This window comes from Bartonella refiksaydamii (assembly GCF_902652675.1).
Classification (GTDB): Bacteria; Pseudomonadota; Alphaproteobacteria; order Rhizobiales; family Rhizobiaceae; genus Bartonella; species Bartonella refiksaydamii.
The window spans coordinates 1-815 of sequence record NZ_LR736401.1 but is presented as its reverse complement, the minus strand read 5'-3'; the positions used below and the strand labels follow the sequence as shown (position 1 = coordinate 815).

Annotated in this window: 2 protein-coding genes and 1 pseudogene; 2 read left to right on the top strand and 1 reads right to left on the bottom strand. The window is 42.2% G+C overall.

Annotated features, from left to right (window positions below; genetic code table 11):
* Together GQO39_RS08765 and GQO39_RS08760 are read left to right on the top strand one after the other, a co-directional pair.
* A pseudogene (locus tag GQO39_RS08765) lies at positions 1-190 on the top strand (hypothetical protein); the annotation flags it as partial.
* A gap of 11 nt (positions 191-201) precedes the next feature.
* On the top strand, positions 202-582 hold the full coding sequence (locus GQO39_RS08760) for a hypothetical protein (RefSeq protein WP_007552618.1): 381 nt from the start codon (positions 202-204) through the stop codon (positions 580-582).
* A 35-nt stretch (positions 583-617) separates the two neighbouring features.
* Here the strand turns inward: GQO39_RS08760 and GQO39_RS08755 are convergent.
* On the bottom strand, positions 618-815 hold a 198-nt coding region (locus GQO39_RS08755), incomplete at its 5' end, for an addiction module antidote protein (RefSeq protein ID WP_156851802.1).

Here is an 815-nt window from a genome sequence, read left to right as displayed (position 1 = left end):
AGGGAGTACCTATGGAGGCAATGAGTTCAGTGAAAAGGACATCAAAGCCCAAGGCACACAGGACTTTACGCCAACAGATCAAAAGTTTTTTGTTGCAGCTGATAAGGAAGTTACCCTTTATGCAACACGGGATAAAACAACCTCGGCTGGTGAGTGTGTTGTGATTGTGCAATTCGTGACAAATCATTGAGGGGATAAGATATGGCAGATTATTTACCACAGCCCTTGCAAGGGAGAAATCTTCATACCCAGCAGGTAAGCTTTTTGCGGCTTAATTTTAGCCATGAAGTTAAAGAGCAAGTGATGAAAATAGGCACTTTACCTTGTGGAGCCCTGATTACCTCGATTAAGGTTTTTGTCAAAACGGTTTTTACAGATGCCAAGTTACAGATTGGCAGCACTGCTGGAGGAAAAGAGTTTGGTGAACCTGATATTAAACAACAAGGTGTTCAAACGGTCACGATAAACAATCAAAAAGAGTTTGTACCTTCTGATAAAGAGGTCACTCTCTATGCGAAAGTAACGAAATCGGTTCAATCCGGTGAAGCAACGGTGGTTGTTGAGTTTGTGACTAATCACTGAAATTGGGGGGAGATATGTATTAACTCCCTCTCAGTTTATGAAGTAGAAGACTGTACAGAGAGTTGCAAATTAAGGGCAGATAAGACAGCGACTAAAGTAGAAAGTTTAGGGTCACCTGTTTTGCTTAAAGAGCGGTATAATCCACTGCGTTCGCGATTGGTTTCTTTTGCTAAGGCACTCATATTTTGAGCTCGCGCAACTATACCAAGGGCATCCGCTATATGAGCAGCATC